Annotated in this window: 16 protein-coding genes; 12 read left to right on the forward strand and 4 right to left on the reverse strand. The window is 42.9% G+C overall.

The annotated features are described in order from the left end of the window. The first annotated feature begins 402 nt into the window (after nt 1-402). The 6 genes from AC0VYA_RS10445 to AC0VYA_RS10470 all read left to right on the forward strand — a co-directional run bounded on the left by AC0VYA_RS10445 (nt 403) and on the right by AC0VYA_RS10470 (nt 4918). Nucleotides 403-636, forward strand: coding sequence for a hypothetical protein (locus AC0VYA_RS10445; RefSeq protein ID WP_011574883.1), 234 nt, complete (start codon nt 403-405; stop codon nt 634-636). Further along, on the forward strand, nt 633-1463 hold the full coding sequence (locus AC0VYA_RS10450; protein WP_473480461.1) for a mechanosensitive ion channel family protein: 831 nt from the start codon (nt 633-635) through the stop codon (nt 1461-1463). The genes AC0VYA_RS10445 and AC0VYA_RS10450 overlap by 4 nt, the downstream gene beginning before the upstream one ends. Nucleotides 1464-1486: 23 nt before the next feature. Continuing rightward, nucleotides 1487-2017, forward strand: coding sequence for an RNA polymerase sigma factor (locus AC0VYA_RS10455; protein WP_011574885.1), 531 nt, complete (start codon nt 1487-1489; stop codon nt 2015-2017). Between the two features lie 265 nt (nt 2018-2282). Further along, the gene (locus AC0VYA_RS10460; protein ID WP_041713686.1) at nt 2283-2501 is read left to right on the forward strand and encodes a DUF1049 domain-containing protein; all 219 of its coding nucleotides are present in this window, start codon (nt 2283-2285) and stop codon (nt 2499-2501) included. A 123-nt stretch (nt 2502-2624) separates the two neighbouring features. Beyond that, nucleotides 2625-3725: an OmpA family protein gene (locus AC0VYA_RS10465; RefSeq protein WP_473480463.1), complete on the forward strand. Its 1101-nt coding sequence runs from the start codon at nt 2625-2627 to the stop codon at nt 3723-3725. Nucleotides 3726-4027: 302 nt separating this feature from the next. Next, entirely contained in the window at nt 4028-4918 is an 891-nt protein-coding gene (locus tag AC0VYA_RS10470; RefSeq protein ID WP_473481288.1) for a phospholipase A, read from the forward strand. An 84-nt stretch (nt 4919-5002) separates the two neighbouring features. Here AC0VYA_RS10470 and AC0VYA_RS10475 read toward each other — a convergent pair whose 3' ends face one another. Further along, nucleotides 5003-7207, reverse strand: a complete 2205-nt coding sequence (locus AC0VYA_RS10475) for a response regulator (RefSeq protein WP_475490960.1) — start codon at nt 7205-7207, stop codon at nt 5003-5005. Nucleotides 7208-7267: 60 nt separating this feature from the next. Further along, the gene (locus AC0VYA_RS10480; protein ID WP_475490961.1) at nt 7268-7783 is read right to left on the reverse strand and encodes a hypothetical protein; all 516 of its coding nucleotides are present in this window, start codon (nt 7781-7783) and stop codon (nt 7268-7270) included. Nucleotides 7784-8136: 353 nt separating this feature from the next. Between AC0VYA_RS10480 and glgC the strand changes: the two genes are divergently transcribed. From glgC to AC0VYA_RS10495, 3 genes are all read left to right on the forward strand, one after another. Then, nucleotides 8137-9456 carry a glucose-1-phosphate adenylyltransferase gene (gene glgC / locus AC0VYA_RS10485; RefSeq protein ID WP_475490962.1) on the forward strand — a complete coding sequence of 440 codons (1320 nt, stop codon included), beginning with the start codon at nt 8137-8139 and terminating at the stop codon, nt 9454-9456. Nucleotides 9457-9664: 208 nt separating this feature from the next. Then, on the forward strand, nt 9665-10459 hold the full coding sequence (locus tag AC0VYA_RS10490; RefSeq protein ID WP_475490963.1) for a helix-turn-helix domain-containing protein: 795 nt from the start codon (nt 9665-9667) through the stop codon (nt 10457-10459). Between the two features lie 78 nt (nt 10460-10537). Beyond that, nucleotides 10538-10885, forward strand: a complete 348-nt coding sequence (locus AC0VYA_RS10495; RefSeq protein ID WP_473480469.1) for a rhodanese-like domain-containing protein — start codon at nt 10538-10540, stop codon at nt 10883-10885. 19 nt (nt 10886-10904) lie between these two features. Here AC0VYA_RS10495 and AC0VYA_RS10500 read toward each other — a convergent pair whose 3' ends face one another. Together AC0VYA_RS10500 and AC0VYA_RS10505 are read right to left on the reverse strand one after the other, a co-directional pair. Then, nucleotides 10905-12023, reverse strand: a complete 1119-nt coding sequence (locus AC0VYA_RS10500) for a 6-phosphofructokinase (RefSeq protein ID WP_475490964.1) — start codon at nt 12021-12023, stop codon at nt 10905-10907. Beyond that, nucleotides 12001-12999, reverse strand: coding sequence for a 2-hydroxyacid dehydrogenase (locus AC0VYA_RS10505; RefSeq protein WP_475490965.1), 999 nt, complete (start codon nt 12997-12999; stop codon nt 12001-12003). The genes AC0VYA_RS10500 and AC0VYA_RS10505 overlap by 23 nt, the downstream gene beginning before the upstream one ends. Before the next feature lie 355 nt (nt 13000-13354). Between AC0VYA_RS10505 and AC0VYA_RS10510 the strand changes: the two genes are divergently transcribed. The 3 genes from AC0VYA_RS10510 to AC0VYA_RS10520 all read left to right on the forward strand — a co-directional run bounded on the left by AC0VYA_RS10510 (nt 13355) and on the right by AC0VYA_RS10520 (nt 17153). Next, entirely contained in the window at nt 13355-14275 is a 921-nt protein-coding gene (locus AC0VYA_RS10510) for a diguanylate cyclase (protein WP_475490966.1), read from the forward strand. A 222-nt stretch (nt 14276-14497) separates the two neighbouring features. Further along, a complete protein-coding gene (locus AC0VYA_RS10515; RefSeq protein WP_475490967.1) occupies nt 14498-14929 on the forward strand; it encodes a MerR family transcriptional regulator in 432 nt (143 codons plus the stop codon). Further along, the gene (locus AC0VYA_RS10520; protein ID WP_475490968.1) at nt 14919-17153 is read left to right on the forward strand and encodes a heavy metal translocating P-type ATPase; all 2235 of its coding nucleotides are present in this window, start codon (nt 14919-14921) and stop codon (nt 17151-17153) included. Before AC0VYA_RS10515 ends, AC0VYA_RS10520 begins: the two co-directional genes overlap by 11 nt. Nucleotides 17154-17180 lie beyond the last annotated feature (27 nt).

Genomic DNA, 17180 nt, shown 5'->3' on the forward strand with positions numbered 1-17180 from the left:
AATACTATTGCGAGTAAATCAAAAAAACCTTTTATTTCATATAGATAGATAATAGAAATGAGAATAATTGATGATTGTATCTTGATTCTTAACTGCGCAGAAAACGTGGCTAAAATGATACAGTCGACACTCCGTTCTGTGTCGTTAATCAGCAAGTATAATAGCAGTGGTGTCGTAAGACAGCATAGTCGGGTATAAAATCACACAACGCCATATTTACTTGCCTTAATGAGTAACTTGCTGATGAGTGCAGAAATTTACATTAAATGTGTGACTTTTTAGCGTCGCACTTCGTCCAATATATAATACATCGCCTCTAGCGCTTATCTGGAAAGTGTTACACGTTCCTAGTTGGGATCTGTTCGGGTGATAAAGTGTACATCTGCACGTAGGAGAAAATACATGAGTGATGATGAATATAAAGCACTTGAGCGTCAGCTTGCTAAAGGTGCATTGACCAATCAAGTGCTTCCAGAGCCTGAGGCCATGGCAGCGAAAGTGGTGAAGCACGATAAATCAAAAGAACTCGTGCGCTTAGGCGTGCATGGTGTTTTCTCTATGTTGTTAACGCTCTTTGCCCCACTGATGATGAGCCACAGTAAAAAACTATTAAAGAAAAAGGTTAAACCTCAATGAAAGAGAATATTAGTATTTGGTTTGAAGCGGTGTCGGGCTCCCTTGCTGCGCTGCTAGAAGAAATCGCCGCATTCATCCCTTCGTTATTTGCAGCACTCGTCATACTGCTTGTGGGCTATTTTATATCACGGGTTTTGCGCTTCGCAGTGTTTGCAGTACTGAATAAAGTGGGCCTAGACAAATTAGCGAAGGCCACTGGTATAGATCAGCAGTTGGCCAAGTTTGGTAAAGACGTGTCTGTATCTAGCACACTCGCCATGTTGGTATTTTGGATTACTTTTTTGGTCTTTATCGTAACCGCCGCAGATTCGTTAGGCTTATCACAATTGGGCGAAACGATGGATCAGTTCCTACGTTTTATTCCTAAAATCATTGCTGCCACGTTAATCCTGCTTTTTGGACTTGCCGCTGCCAACTTAATTAAAAACGCTATTTTCAATGCCGCCAAAGCCGCAGAGTTTGATTTCGCTCGGCCGTTGTCAAAAGCGGCATATGGATTGGTCGCTATTTTAACCTTGTCTTTGACTATCAATCAGCTTGATATTGACACTGTGTTACTGGATACGATCATCGCCATTGCTCTGGCGACGCTAGGGGTTGGTACTGCTATCTCGTTAGGTTTAGGAAGCCGTGAAGCCTCGCAGAACATTATTTACTCATTATATATATCCGACACGGTCAAAGTTGGAGATACCGTCACGACAAAGGACGGTATTAAGGGCAACGTGGTAGAGATTACGGCTGTGGTCACCATTATTCGTACATCGGACGAAAGCCTAAAAGTAATTGATAACAAAGTGTTTTTGGACGGACTGACCATACATTAAGCCTGATGTAGCGGTTAATTAATGTGCATGACTTAACGGATGTTCAACTAGTAAAACGTACTTTGCAGCGCCGCGGCGATGCATCGATGGCCTTTGCTAAGCTGTATGGACGATACCAAGGGAAAATCGCCGCTTATATTGCAGCGAAGGTTCTGTACAACTCGTCCTTAGTAGACGATGTACTGCAAGACACCTTCATGACTGCATGGCACAAGCTAGAGCAACTCAAAGAGCATGATAAGTTTTTTCCTTGGGTGGTTACCATTGCGCGTAACACCGCTATGGATGTATTACGTGAAAAAAAGCGCGTAGACGATATCAGTCATCTGTTAAATCAAGAAGAGTCCGAAACCGAGGAAGAGCTCGACCTTGGAGCAACTGAACAAATGCTCGCAAGCTTGGAGCCCCTAGACCGGGAAATAGTGGTCATGAAAGCGATACTAGAGTGCTCATTTGACGAAATAAGCTTGCAGTTAGGTTTAGCGTTAAGTGCCAGTAAGATGCGCTATTATCGCGCACTCGACAAAGTGAAAAGCGATTTATCCCAGCAGTGACATCTGCCTTCATAAGACCCGTCACCATTAAGCAAAATCATAATATTATGAACATTGATTAATAATTTTCGCTGTTTATAACTCGCTCCATTAATGACTTCCTCCAGTAATAACCCCTCTGTTCATAAACCTCTGCATTTACATTGAATTTGTGACTTTTTGGTTACAACCAGCGTCTATTTCTCAAAGCAGGTTAACAGCAAGGGTATATAGAAACCTTTGCGCGACGTTAACGCGCAATATTGACTAGTACAGGAGTGATTCAATGAATTTATTCAAAGGCCATTTTAAACGCAACACTTACATAGTGTTGGTCGTCCTATTTGCCATATTTGTGTTGCAAAATATGCAGTTAGATTATGTCTCTTTTCTCTTTTGGGATTTTGCGATGCCGCGATTACTTTTAATTTTAAGCACGCTGCTTGTCGGCATTATTATAGGGGCCCTCGTTCCATTTAGAAAATTACTGCCCCAGAAAAAATAAACGGCAATTCAGTGACTTTTTTGAATAGGCAGCGTCTATTCAGCAACTATCTCGCTAATGCAGCCTTAGCAGTGTTGGCGACGTTAAAAAATAAAAATATAAACACTTAATGGAGAAATAATAATGAAAAAACACACGCTAGCAGTAGCCATTTCTTGTGCCTTGATTGGCGCAACTGCTCACGCTCAATCATCATCTGAAAAAGAGATTTGGGGCGGCGTATTTGGTGAGTATTACTCAGTTTATCCTGACAAATTTGAGCCTAACACTGACTATGACAGTGGGTTAGGCTGGGGCGGCGAAATTGGAATTAAACTAAATCCAGATTGGGGTTTTCGTTTTGAAGTGGCTAAGTTAGACATAGATGCCGACACAGGTAATGGCAACATAACCGGTGAGCGTATCGGTGTAGATGCGATGTACTTCATCAATCAGAGCAACTATTACATTTTTGGTGGTCTGAAAAACCAGCGCTTTGACGAAAGCTACCGTATGGCTGATCTAGGTTTAGGTGCCCATTGGCAGTTGAACGACAAATGGAAAGTGATCACCGAACTTGCAGGGTACTATGACTTTGGTCAAGGTAACCCTGAGTACAGCGCCAAACTTGGTTTAGCGTATAGTTTTGGTAAAACCGGTGGTAAGCGAGTCAGTAAAGATTCAGATAACGATGGTGTCATTGACCAACGCGATTTATGCCCGAATACACCTTATGGAACAAGCGTTGATGTTGATGGTTGCCCGATGACAGCGGTTGATAGCGACAATGATGGTGTAATCGATGCCAAAGATGCGTGTGCTAACACGCCAATGAACGACAAAGTAGATGACAAAGGTTGCAGTATTTTCACTGAAGAGTCTAAAACAATGTCGCTAAAAATTATGTTCGACAATAATTCAAGTAAGTTGAAGAATATTGATAGTGCTAGCGTGCAAGAGTTTGTTGATTTTATGCGCCGTTACGGAACAACCAACGCTGTAATAGAAGGTTACGCTTCAGCGCCAGGCACGGATGCATACAATATGAAATTGTCAGTTGAGCGAGCACAAAATGTTCGTCAATATCTAGTCGCTCAGTACAACATTGCTGGCTCGCGCTTAGAAGCAGTCGGCTACGGTGAAACGAAATTATTGGACTCGGCCAATACCCGAGAAGCGCACCAGAAAAACCGTCGTATAGAAGCTTATGTCACAGCAACGGTTAAGATTGCAGTATCAAAATAAAACACGTTAGTCTTTTGCTGTGCAATGCATTAACTAATTAGCACTGTAAAAGCAGTCGTGATATCGATATTTATGCTAAAGGCACTCTAATGAGTGCCTTTTTTATGACATACTATTTGCAGAACAAGCCTTATCAATATGCTTGAGCATTAACATTGCGAACTGTATAAAACGATAACTCTACACAGGTATTTATTGTGCAAATCTTTTTAACCTATTCATTTTCCTGCGCTTTAGCGTTAATTCCATGCATAAGCACGGCGCAGCAGCTTGCTTCTGGTGAAAAATCGTTGGAGCAATGTATGCTCAAGCAAATGGAATTATCTGCCGATGAAATAACGCTCGGGGAGATACGAGCAATCTGCTCACAAGACAGTGCCAACCGTGTGCAAAAACGAGATCGCCTCGAACATAGAGCGTCACTCAATCCATTTGCGCTCTTACCTCACAAACCGAATTACTTATTACCCGTTACTTTTGCGAATATCAGCAAGCGGCCCTACGAGGGCGATCCTAAAGCTGAAAAATACCAAGACACAGAAGCAAAATTTCAAATCTCTTTGAAATATTTAGCGGTTGAAGATTTAATGTGGGATGGACTTGATGTACAAGTTGCCTTTACGGTCGCTAGCTATTGGCAAGCTTACAATGGGGAGATATCGGCACCATTTCGAGAAACAAATTACGAGCCTGAAATTATTTTTAACTATAGCCGTCCATGGACTTTACTCGGGTTACCGATAGAGCAAACTTTCGTATCGCTAAACCATCAATCTAATGGTCAAACAGGCGAGTTATCCAGAAGTTGGAATCGTATTATTGGTGGTGTTGTTTTTGCGCAGAATGCGAATGTCACTTGGGGTTTACGAACATGGTGGCGAATACCAGAAGAAGATAAGCAGTCTTTTGATGATCCAGACGGAGACGACAACCCTTATATCGAGCGCTACATGGGGTATGGTGAAATTGGCGGAGTATGGAGTATATCTGACAATCACACCTTAGAACTCTTGTTGAGAAATAACTTTAGAAGTGATAATCGCGGCGCAGTGCAACTGGGCTGGACCTTTCCAATCACTCGTCATCTCAGAGGGTATGTGGAGTACTTCAATGGGTACGGAGAAAGCTTAATCTATTACAATCAACATACTCAACGCTTGGGTCTTGGGGTTAAACTTACCAACTGGTTATAAGTGAAATCGGTAAGTGGCTCTGCGTGATAAAGTGGACGGTTAGCATAAATTCTAACCATGCTAACGCATTTTGTCCTCACTAGCTTAATGTACAACGCGTAGAGCTAATTTAATCACGTTGTTCAATTCATGATACATAACGGGTTTCACCAAGTGATAGCTCATGCCAGCTTCCTTTGTTTTTAGTTTGTCTTCTTCGTAGGCATTGCCGGTAAGCGCTACAATTTCAGTATCCACACCTTGGGCTTTAATGCATTTTGTTGTTTCAATACCACTCATATCAGGCAGGTTAATATCCATTAAGATTAAGTTGAAAGGTACCGTTGTTGCTAAATGAAGAGCCGCTGCACCAGTCGTTGCCACTTCGACTGTGTGTCCGTTTCGCTCGAGCATTGTTTTAACGACCTCTGCATTAATTGGCTCGTCCTCCACAAGAAGTACGCTAGCAGGCTCAAAGGCTTCTGTTTTTAAAGAGCTTTTGTCAGACAGCACTCTGATTGAGTCAATAAATCGATTTTTATCCATTGGTTTTGCGAAACCTTGCCACATATGTTCGGTATTAAATCGATCATGACGAATGGACTCAGGCGAAGCTGATATGAAGATAAAGGGCGGGGCACTGGTACCAAACATCGCATGGATAGTTTCCGCTAATTCATAGCCGTTATACCCAGGCATATGAATATCAATAATTAACCCTGCATAATCTAAAATTTCGTCTTTCATAAGCAAGAATTGGGTAGCGGAGTCAAACAAATCTACCGTGAAACCATCTTCTTGCAGTATATGTGAAATGTGTAAACGGCTAGTTTCTAGATCATCAATTACGGCGAACTTCGCTTTAGGATTAAGGTTCAGTGGCGTATTTGACCCGACACACTTTTCACTTCGCCCAAGTGGTACAGAAAGTGTAAACGTGCTGCCTCTTCCCAAAGTACTGCTTAACGCAAGATCCCCGCCCATTCCTTGTGCAAATTCTTTCGCAATGGTTAATCCCAACCCCGCACCGCTCATCGCAATGTTTTTTGTTTTGTCGACTTGGAAAAATTTATTAAAAATTTGATCTTGCTTGTCTTGCTCTATGCCAACGCCAGTATCATTTATAAAAACGTCCAGCATGTAATGCTTGTTAACGATACTGAGTTTAACGTTGACTGAAATTCCACCGTTTACCGTAAATTTTACTGCATTATCTAGCAGGCTCTTTAATGCTTGAGTGAGCCTAAGTGGGTCTCCTATAGCGAATTGAGGAAGGGCGGAAGCCGCATTGTAGGAAAAGGTTAAGCCTTTCGTTTCAGCACTAGAAGCAGTCGGGGCGATAACTGAATCTAATACGGTCAGCAGTTCAAAATCAATGTTGTCAAAGGTTAGTACTTTTGCTTCGATGCGTGATATGTCTAATAACTCATCCACGAGGGACAAAAGTTGATTGCCCGCTTTTTGCGCTTTTTGAATGTAAGCTTTTTGATTATCTAGATCTGTTTCTTGGCTGGCTAGCTCAAGCATGCCAAACATGCCACTAATAGGAGAGCGTAGTTTGTGGCTCATATTTGACAGAAATTGATTCTTTGTTTGTTGGTCCAAACCGGCATCTCGCTTTACTCGATATGCGCGCTTGGTATTAAGAGAAAATCGATTTATCAGTTTAAAAAGCATTTGTTCGATAGGATAGATTAGGGCCACGATCGTTATTGCAAAGACAATCAAACTGATAATGCTAGCAAGAATGCTAACGTTAACCATATGTCGACGGGCTTGTTTTTCATTTTCAGTAAATTGTGCTTCTGCCTGATCTAAATGATCTACTAGCGGATTATACTTGTTGGATTCAATGGCTTGGTTGTTTCGGGTTTCGATCAATCCTGATGTAATAATCTGTTCAACATAAGCAAAAAATGCTTTTGACAAGCTATCGATGTTAGCTGAGTTAGAAAAATACAGATCATGAACGGAGTGATTACCTCCTTGAAAGACATTCCGTGGTAAGTCAGCAATTAAAAAGTAACTGTGATTATCACTAAATTGCTTCATCAAAACGATACTCTGACGTCTCAAAACGCGCTTTTCTTTAATGGCGAGCGGCTGTTCAAAACGATATAAATTTAGCGTGATGTCACGAACAAGCAATGACTGCTGAGAGGATAATTGAACAAACTCACTCGCTTTAGCTCTATCTTGTGCGCTGGAATAAGCATACAACCAAGGCAGACAAAGTAATATCAAGCTCACGACTGCGTAAATGACATAGCAACGCCTAATCTTTTGTTTAACAATGTGTTCAATATTCAAAATATGTCATCCAAGTGCGTTAGTAGTTGGGTTGTCGAGCTGATTACCGCTCAGTCAGTGCTAATAACTGAGCTGCACGTGACGGGGCTGAATAAGTAATCCAATCACTGTTTCGGGGGCCAGGGAGGCGCCTAAAAAATTAAAATTAGCCAGCGTGATATCAGGAAAATGCTCCACAATGGTTTGCTCAATCATCTCCACTACTTTGGAAGATTGACTTACCAGTTCGCTCCTCGCTAGCGCATTGTCGAATAACAGGCCGTTTAAAATTAGCTGTCTATTGATTGGATCAAACACAATATTGCCGGTTAATTTAAACGGAATATTAATGCTCTCACCATGGCGCTGAGCAAGCATCGAAAACTCAACGGTCACGTGTTGTTCTAAAACGTTTAATACTAATTTTGGGGCAAAAAATGCGGCTTTAATGCCATTAAAATCCAATGCAAATGGGAACTGCTGGTTAAGTTGATGGCTGATCTGCCTGATTGAAACACGATGCTTACCGTGATCATCTGCTGATGCAGGGAAACTCAAAACAATTAAAGCGACACACACTGTTATTAAGCTCTGCATAACATTACCTACTTCTATCTACTTATGTTCAGAGTAATCTTTTACGCAAAATAGTCACTTGTACTTTAGGCGTATGTTTCACGCTTTGGGTTAAGAACACCTACGTAGTACATATTCAAGCATTAACGGTCTGCGCATTAAATTGCAGTAAATGAATGGTAAATAAACTTCACCAGGTATAACATTGAACAGACGATTTGTTCAGCATTTGGCATTAAAACGTTGTTTTTATATAGGTAGAATGCTACCGGGCAGGGGAATGTGTCGTGTCGTTTTACTTTAAGATGAAGAGGCGCATACTGTTGGCTGCTTATTCTGCCATGTGTTTATTGCTCATTAAAGGAGGTTAAATCATGGTTTATGCCGCATCGAGATATGTTAGTCAGTTAACGAAAGATACGCTTGCATTGGTGCTTGCCGGTGGCAAGGGCACGCGGTTAAAAGAGTTAACTGAGCATCAGTCAAAACCCGCATTGCATTTCGGGGGCAAATTCCGTGTCATAGATTTCACTTTGTCAAATTGTGTTAACTCAGGCATTCGGCAAATTGGTATTGCCACCCAATATAAATCGCACTCACTATTACGTCATTTGTCACAAGGCTGGAGCCACCTTAATCGTGACATGGGTGAATTCGTAGAATTGTTGCCAGCTAGTCAGCAATGTTCATCGCGTTGGTACCAAGGCACTGCAGACGCCTTGTTTCAAAATATCGAATTCATCAAAGAGCAGTCCCCCAAATATGTATTGGTGCTTGCGGGTGATCATATCTACAAGATGGATTATGCAGACATGTTAGCTCAGCATGTGCAAAGCGGTGCGGACGTTACAATAGGGGGGATTGAAGTACCTGTCCATGAGGCGGCGAATGCTTTTGGTGTGATGCAAATAAATAAGTCAGGGCGTGTTGTGTCTTTTGATGAAAAGCCTGACTCGCCGTCGCCTTTGCCCGAGGATCCCGCCTTGGCATTGGCGTCAATGGGTATATATGTGTTTAATACTGAATTTCTGCTCAACGAATTACAAAAAGATGCTCATTCCTTAACCTCGGAGCATGGCTTTGGTAATGATATCGTTCCTCAATGTATTGCCGATTACGAAGTGCATGCGTTTCGCTTCGCTGACTCTCTTTACGGACTCAAACCTTATTGGAAAGATGTTGGTACATTGGATGCTTTCTGGCAGGCAAATATCGATTTAATTGAGGTGACACCGAAATTAGATATTTATGATGATTCGTGGCCTATCTGGACTTATCAAAAACAATCCCCCCCAGCAAAATTTGTGTTTAACAATGACAATCGACGAGGTAGTGCAACTGACTCAATGGTCTCGGGCGGTTGTGTTATCTCGGGGGCGACTATTGACCGCTCTTTGCTTTTTGTAGATGTGCGTGTTCATTCCTACAGCAAAATAACAGAGTCAGTCATCTTGCCCAACGTAGAGATTGGCCGTGATGTGAATATTCATCGCGCCATTATTGCTGCTAATTGCAGTGTTCCTAGTGGGATGAACATTGGGTTTGATCACGATGAAGATCAAGCGCGTGGCTTTAGGGTAAGTCCGAATGGCATTGTATTGGTTACCCAGAACATGCTTGAAAACCTGCGGGAACAAGCGCCCTGGGAGCATGCGATTCAACGTTATTCACAGCCTAAACACCTTCATTCTTAAGTGGTCATTTTATGGTCTATAGAAGGCCGAAAGTTGGGCGTGTAACACCTTATAAAATCGAACCATGCGGGTTTAAAAGAGTCGTCGCTTAAGTCTATAGGTATAAACCGAAACCGATTACGCACAACACCGCATATCGAATAGCTGAGCAGGTGGTTATTATAATAAACACTACCTGCTTAGCCAGAACGTTTATAAGGAATTCACTATGACCCAGTCTCATTCTATACAAGGCCCAACGTGTGAACATTGCGCTCTATCAAGAAACTGTACAGAAAAAGCGGAACAACTAGCAAATAAATCAAATAATCCGGTTTTGACCCACAAAATTTACCATAAGGGTGACAAACTGTTTTGTGCTGGTGATGCGTTCAACGCTTTATATATTGTGCGCTCTGGCTCAGCTAAAGCGAGTATTTCATCTATGGATGCTGAAGAGCAAATCGTTGACTTCTGCTTTCCGGGCGATTTAGTAGGTACTGATGGCTTTGCACAACTGCAACACGCGCAAACGGTCACATTTTTAGAAACTAGCAGTGTGTGCTATATCAGTCTGCATTCAGTGAATGCTTTGCTGGCGAATTCCGAGCAGGGTCGTCAACAGCTTTTGGGTAATATGAGCCGAAGCTTACTGATGCAACAACAACTAACCATGAGCTATCACTGTATGACATCTGCACAGCGCGTGGCAGGATTTTTACTAGATCTCTCGGCTCGACTCGCTAAAAGAGGGCTGTCTAGCAACCAGCTAACGTTAAGTATGACACGTATCGATATTGCTAATTACCTTGGCATGGCAATCGAAACCATTAGTCGTTTGCTTACGACGATGCAACAACAAGGCCTAATTCAAGTTCAAAGACGCCAAGTTACCTTGTTGGATATACCTCAATTACAAGTATTGAGTCGTTTTGAAGTAGAAGAAAACGATTCACTATTTATGCAATCCAATACGGCGTTATTACATGCGAATTCGTATACTTCGCAAGCCATGATCCAGTAATACCCAAAACCATCAATGACTCACTAAGGACGTTGGGTTGAGCTAAACAGATCATTTTCAATGAATTTAAGGCTAGATATGGCTAAAACGTTATTAGAAATAGTTGAAGAAATTAAACAGCATATCCCACATTTTGATTGCGATACGGCTGCAGCTAATCGAGCGAAAGACAATGGTCTACTGATTGATGTTCGTGAGCCATCAGAGCATGAAACAGAAAGTGTCACAGGGGCAATAAATATTCCTCGTGGCATATTAGAAATGAAAATGCTCACCTTAGAGCCGAATAGATCCCGGCCTATATATTTACATTGTGCCAGTGCGGTGCGCGCAGCACTGAGTGCGGAGCAATTGCACCGAGTAGGATATACCCATCTCTATGTAGTGACTGGAGAATTAAAAAATATCATTCAGGCCCATGCTTGATCATTCGAGGAATAGGCGTTTAGTCCAGTATTAAGTCTCGACTTGTGTTGGGCGTCAAGTCCGGGGTGCCGAAGCAAATTCCCATCGCGATAGCGGTTTGAAGTGTTAAGTCATCAGCGGGTACATTACGCGTCTTGTTTGCCACGCTCTCAAGTGCGACGTGGGAAAGTCTATTGCCTTTTTGGATCACAGCGCGGTTGAATTGTTTACTTTCCACTAATTTGGCGGCATAACTGCCCAAATTAGTGGCAAATACTCTATCGAAAGATGTAGGGGAGCCGCCACGCTGAATATGGCCTAAGGTGGTTGCTCGTATCTCTGCATCCATAAACTCGCCTAATTGCACCTTCAATTGTTCTCCGATCCCCCCTAATCGGGAAGGCTCAGGACTATCCGCAATATTTTCTCTTACGCTTACTTGGCCATTGACTGGCCTTGCTCCCTCTGCAACCACCACGATAGAAAAGTGATGGGAGCCCATACGTTCAGTGCACGCTTTGGCAACACGTTGTATATCGTAAGGATATTCAGGTATAAGAATGCTATCTGCCCCCCCGGCAACTCCTGCATGCAGGGCTATCCAACCGGCGTTACGTCCCATTGTTTCAACAATCATGATCCGCTTATGAGATTGTCCTGTGGTGCGTAAACGGTCAATAGCATCGGTAACAATACTAACCGCTGTGTCAAAACCAAATGTTCGCTCAGTACACATCAAGTCGTTATCTATGGTTTTAGGGACGCCAACGACATTGATGCCTAATTTACTCAGCTCATAGCCAATACTTAACGTACCTTCTCCGCCTATGATAACCAGAGCATCTAATTGCAGTAGATCGTAATAGGCTTTCACCTCACCAGAGCAGTCTTTGCCTTTATAGTTAAAGGGATCTGCACGGTTACAGGTACCGATTATCGTACCGCCTAACGCAAAGATTCCACTGCAATCTTGATAGCTTATGGATCGACTACGACGCTCAATAAACCCTAAAAATCCATCTTCAATGCCTACGATTTCAGCGTTTGATGTCAGCATAAGTGTTTTCGCGACACTACGTATCGCCGCGTTTAGACCAGGACAGTCGCCACCGCCGGTCAATATTCCAACGCGCAGGTTATTGTGGGTTAGTAACGCCATTAACGACGGCTCCGTTGTGTTCAAACTGATCGATATTATCTAAGGTGACCTGTGCAATTTTTGTCATTGCTTCTTTGGTGAAAAAAGCTTGATGACAAGTCACGAGTACATTTGGAAAGGTAGTCAAGCGCGAAAACACGTCATCTTGAATGACGCTGTCTGATAAGTCTTCAAAAAAGAGTGCTTCTTCTTCCTCGTAAACGTCTAATCCTAATAATCCGATTTTGCCTGCTTTAAGCACTTTAATCGCCGCCTTAGTATCAATTAACTTACCACGGCTCGTGTTGATAATCGTTACGTTAGGTTTCATTTTTGTTAATGCTGCTTCATCAATCAAATGATGAGTCGAATCATTAAGGGGGCAGTGCAGTGAAATAATATCACTTCGTTGAAACAGTGTTTCTAGCGACACGTACTCAACGCCGTCATCGATACATAAGTCATTTTTTTGCACATCATAGGCGATAACACGACAGCCAAAGCCAAGCATTATTTTGCTGAAAATTTGGCCAATCTTGCCTGTGCCAATAACGCCTACCGTTTTGCCATGAATGTCGTAACCCATTAAATTATTGAGTGAAAAGTCACCTTCTCGTACGCGGTTATAGGCTCTATGAACCCGCCGGTTAAGGGTCATCAGTAAGGCGACAGCATGTTCAGCAATGGCGTAAGGTGAGTATGCTGGTACGCGAACCACGCTTAAACCTAGCTGTTCTGCAGATACTAAATCAACATGGTTAAAGCCCGCAGAGCGAAGTGCTATTAATTGAATGCCTTTGTTTTTTAACGCGCTAAGCACCTCGGCATTTAGGCAATCGTTAATGAAGGCACACACTGCTACTTCGTCGGTTATCAAGTTTACCGTCTGAGCATTTAAATGCGGTTCAAAATAGCGAATGTCGTGATGATGCTCTTTGTTTTCTTGCGTAAAATATTCTCGGTCGTAGGCTTTGGTATTATAAAAAGCAATTTTCATCAATTTGTTCCTTAAGCGTGATACCCGTTAGCAAAAAAATATTGTACTCATTGTCTGTTCGGACAAATTGATAGTGAGCAATTTTCTCATTTCTTTACTCGTCCTTTTTATTATAATTTTTTTTAAGATTTATCTATATAATATTTAGATTAACTTACTCAAATAGAGCACCGACAATATGAATTGCTTGTCGCTTTTAGCGTATCTTGTAGTGATTTTTATTCAGTTAACGTGATATTTTTTATAAGCCACTGCCGTGTTATTTTGTTCCCAAGTTTAGGAATGGATTTTGCTTAATGATTACTATTGAAAAAGCAAAACTGATGTTTTTTATTCACTAGAAAGGAGTTTACTTTTGAATCAACCCACTACATTCCTGACTAACGACTCGTTAGCGAATGCAAAAATTTTAGTGGTGGACGATCAACCTATTAATATTCAGGTGATCAACCAGATACTGGGGGATAGCTACCAATTAAACTTCGCTAAAACGGGCCAAGAAGCGTTAGATATTTGCTTACGTGACGCACCGGATCTAATCCTGATGGACGTTATTATGCCGAATTTAGATGGCCTTACCACCTGTAGAATTATTAAGAACGATCCTGAAATAAGTGACATTCCTATTGTATTTATTACCTCATTGCAGCGCTCAGAAGAAGAAAACGCGTGCTGGCAAGCCGGTGGCATTGATTATATAACCAAGCCGGTGAATCCGTTGCCGTTGAAAAACCGTGTTAAGGCGCACCTCACATTAAAATTTCAAGCTGATGTTCTTAAGAAGCTAGCCTATCTGGATGGCCTAACTGGGGTGTACAACCGGCGCTATTTGGATGAGTACTTGGCGAATCAGGTAGCGCAAGCAAAACGGATTAATCAGCCAATTTCTTTACTCATGGTCGACGTTGATCTGTTCAAGCAGTACAACGACGAATACGGCCATCTGGTGGCCGACGACCAGTTGAAACTTGTGGCCTTAACGGTAAGGAGCAGTTTGAACCGCCCAACTGATATTGCGGCAAGATATGGTGGTGAGGAATTCACGTGCGTGTTACCTAACACAGACGAACGCGGCGCAAAGCATGTTGCTAAAAAAATTCAACAGGCTGTTGACCAACTTAAAATCTCTCATCGGCTCTCACCGCATCAAATTTTGACGGTCAGTATAGGGGTATCTACTATCTTGCCAGACCAAGATTATTCAAGTGATCTTATTTCTATAGCAGATAAAAACCTCTATAAAGCCAAACACACAGGGCGTAACAAGGTCATATAAGGCTTCACCATTTCACTGCTGTTCATTCTCGTTTGTTGTCTCAAGCATTCTGGCCCGTTAAGTCAAGCACACTCGTACTGTCTTACCTTCGAGGGGCTCAGTGCATTTGGCTTCCAGCATAGATCTGGTTGTCGTCTAACACTTTGTACTTGACCTGTGAGTAGCACATAGGTTTAACATGCACTCACTCGCTCAAAGTCAGCCTACGCAGAGGAGCACAATATGTTGGTCAAGCAATTAGCAGATCTTGTCGGTGTAACATCCGACACAGTGCGCTATTACACTCGGGTGAAACTACTAAACCCTGCTATTAGTGACACGAATGGCTATCACTCATATGGCGCTAGCGATTTACGCCGCTTGCGTTTTATTTTAAGTGCAAGGCAATTGGGATTTTCGGTAAAAGACATACACAGCATTATCAGCGAATCGGAGCTGGGCAATTGTCCGTGCCCGTTAACAAGAAAGCTCATTACCCAACGACTAGCTGAAACTGAGGTGCTGTTTAACGAAACGTTAGCGCTGCGTAATCGCATGCAATCAGCAGTAGCACAATGGAACCAGGCACCAGATGGTGCCAGTGCAGAACAGGTGTGTAGTTTGATTGAATCGTTTGTCGACCCCATAGCGACGGAGGCCCAAAATGAGCAGTAAAAGCAAAGTAAAAACACAATCCTTTATGATTGAGGGAGCAAGCTGCGCAAGTTGTGTGAGTAAGATTGAGAAAGCGTTATTAAGTGTAGAGGGAGTGACCGGTGTAGAAATGAATTTTGCACAACGAACCGTCACGATTGACGGCGATGCAAACAGTCATGCATTAATCCATTCTGTGACGGATATTGGTTATAACGCCACACCGATGAATTCGGGGTCAGAGCAGGATGCATTAGCTGAAAAAGCCCAAGCCGATGAAGCGCATTACAACAAATTGATGCGCAATATGGTAATTGCTTTGGGCCTAGGTATCCCTTTAATGCTGTATGGCTTATTTATTGGCGATATGAGTGTTAACACGTTTAATCAGCGCATCGGATGGGCGATTGTAGGGCTTGTTACGTTAAGCGTAATGATAGGCACAGGAAAACACTTTTATATTGGTGCTTGGCAGTCCTTCAAACATCACTCAGCAAATATGGATACCTTGATAGCACTTGGGACGGGCACTGCTTGGGCTTACTCTATGTTGGTCATACTAGTACCCAACCTGTTACCTGAAATGGCGAGACACGTCTACTTTGAAGCATCAGCAATGATCATAGGGCTTATTAATCTCGGGCTAGCGTTTGAAGTCAAGGCAAGAGGGCGCACATCTGAGGCGATTAAAAGACTGATTGGCTTGCAACCCAATACCGCACGAGTGGTGAGAAATGGGGAAGAGGAAGACGTTGACATAGCACAAGTTCAACTTAACGATATCGTGCGCGTGCGACCCGGTGAAAAAATCCCTGTGGACGGCGAACTGACAGATGGGCAAAGCACAGTGGATGAATCGATGTTAACCGGTGAGCCCATGCCGATTAGCAAGACTGTGGGTGACAAGGTGGTTGCCGGCAGTATTAATAAGACCGGGAGTATGTTGTTTAGTGCGACCCATGTGGGCAAAGACACCACTCTATCTCATATTATTAATATGGTTAAAAAGGCGCAAAATTCGAAGCCGTCAATAGGGCGCTTAGCGGACGTGATTTCTGGTTACTTTGTACCAATTGTCATGATTTTGGCAGTGATATCAGGTTTGGCCTGGCTCAACTTTGGGCCCCAGCCAGCCATTGCCTATGCCATAACGGCTATGACTACCGTGCTGATTATTGCTTGTCCTTGTGCGCTCGGCTTAGCGACACCTATGTCTGTTATGGTAGGAATTGGTAAAGCGGCCGAGGCTGGGGTGCTGATCAGGAATGGCGAGGCATTACAAAGCGCCTCAAAAATCACCACTATGCTGCTGGACAAAACAGGAACAATTACCCAAGGCCAGCCCGAAGTAACCGAAATATCAACGTTTGAACAACGTCAAGAGTCTTGTGTCATGGCGTTAGTAGCCAGTTTAGAGAGTCAATCTGAGCACCCCTTAGCCCAAGCAATTGTGGGGTATGCGAAACAGCGCGATTACCCGCTTAATGCAGTCACCAAGTTTGACGCGATAACCGGTAAAGGGGTGACAGGCTACCTAAACGGTGAGCATTTGTTATTTGGTAATGAAGCACTAATGCATCAATTTGGGATAGACGTTAGCGTTGCTGTTGAACAAGCAGGGACGCTAGCAAATGATGCTAAAACGCCTATGTATTTTGCGGTCGACCAAAAACTGAGTGCTTTGATCGCGGTATCAGACCCGATTAAAAGCGATTCTTTAGCTGCCATAAAACGGTTGCAAAACAAAGGTATTCACCTTGTCATGCTCACCGGTGATAACGAGGCTACAGCGAAAGCAGTAGCACAACGAGTGGGCATTGATGATTACATCGCCCAGATTATGCCCCAAGACAAGGTGGAGGAAGTAATCAAGCGTCAAAAACACGGAGAAGTTGTTGGTATGACAGGGGATGGCATCAATGATGCCCCGGCACTTGCGCAAGCTGATGTGGGGTTTGCGATAGGGACAGGCACAGATGTCGCGATTGAAAGTGCAGATGTGACGTTAATGCGCGGTTCCCTGCATGGTTTGGCTGATGCGTTGGCAATAAGTCAAGCCACCATTACCAATATAAAACAAAATCTGGTCGGCGCGTTTATGTATAACATTGCTGGAATTCCTATTGCCGCCGGCGTGTTATTTCCATTTTTTGGCATTTTACTTAATCCTGTTGTCGCAGGCGCGGCCATGGCATTGTCGTCGTTAACCGTGGTGAGTAACGCAAATCGATTACGTTTTTTTTAAAGCTAATAAATCAGCTTAGAGCGTATT

The sequence above is a fragment of the Paraglaciecola sp. QJM3NY_14 genome (genome assembly GCF_056173245.1).